At 49.6% G+C, this 1,263-nt stretch carries 1 protein-coding gene; it reads right to left on the reverse strand.

Translation table 11 applies throughout. The annotated features are described in order from the left end of the window. On the reverse strand, positions 1 to 1,263 hold a 1,263-nt coding region (locus PBA01S_RS22590), incomplete at both ends, for a chitobiase/beta-hexosaminidase C-terminal domain-containing protein (protein WP_174844512.1).

Raw genomic sequence — 1,263 nt, forward strand, 5'->3', positions numbered from 1 at the left:
GCTCAGAACCGTTGCCTTCCAGTTTCAATGCACCTGCCAGCATCACAGTAAACTCGGCGCGAGTAACCGGATTGTTTGGCTCAAAAGTGCCGTCCGGATAACCGCTGACAAAGCCTTTCTCTACAGCACGCATGATATAGTCCTCCGCCCAGTGTCCAGCGATGTCGGTAAATGCAATAACCGTTTCATTTGGCTTTGGCATTTCACGATAAATGGTCAGCGTATAGGTTTTCTTCGTGCCATTCTCCGCTTGTACCGTTAGCTCAATCGTATTGTCGCCTTCCTCCAAATCGACTTGAATACTGTACGTAATTACCTTGCCCTTCCATATCACTTTCGCCGCGGAGTGAGCTTCTTTGACCACAATCTCAATTCGTTCGCCTTCTGTACGGGCCGTATATTCTGTTGTTCCAGAAGTAAATGAAGGGCTTAGTTTCAACGATTTCTCGTTTGCCCATACTTGCAAATCTGCCAAGTCAGCATTACTAGATAATACATATCCACCCCAACCGCCTCCTGAATCACTGTTCCCCCCTGGTGCTCTTGGGGTCGCTGTCGCTACGTTGGAGATATCACTGGCTCCTTCCTCAGAGATAGCCTTCACTGCAAATGCATACGTTGTTCCGTTCGTCAATCCTGTGACGATATAGGAGTTCGCTGTAACATTCGATTGAATGAGCTTCCAGTTCGCCGGATCGACAGAAGCCGATGGGCCTTCCGCTTGGTAAACTGCGTAAGTCACGCTGCCTGTTCCCGTGACAGCATCCCACTTTAATGTAACGGAACGATCAGCCGCAGAAGCTGTTAAATTCGCTGGTGCAGGTATCGTTGCAATCGTATACTGTTCCTCCATCTCTTCGCTGTCAAGCATGCCAGCCTTTACTGCAATTGCCTTGAGCGTCATCTCCGAGGTCACTTCAATGGGTGTGGTATATTCCATACTGCTGCTTGTCGGCGTGCTGCCATCCGTCGTGTAATAAATCGTCGCTCCTTCGGTCGACGAACTCAATGTCACCCTTGTACCAGACGGAACCGTACCGCCTGATGGATCTGCAACAGGTTTCGCTACTTGATCAGGTGATAGAATCGTATATTGTTCTTCCATCTCTTCGCTGTCGAGCATGCCAGACTTCACTGCAATTGCCTTGATCGTCATCTTTGCGGTCACTTCGATGGGCGTGGTATATTCGGCACTGTTGCTCGTTGGCGTACTGCCGTCCGTCGTGTAGTAGATTGTTGCTCCTTCAGTTGTCGTGCTCAACG

This window comes from Paenibacillus barengoltzii NBRC 101215, from assembly GCF_004000745.1.
Taxonomy (GTDB): domain Bacteria; phylum Bacillota; class Bacilli; order Paenibacillales; family Paenibacillaceae; genus Fontibacillus; species Fontibacillus barengoltzii.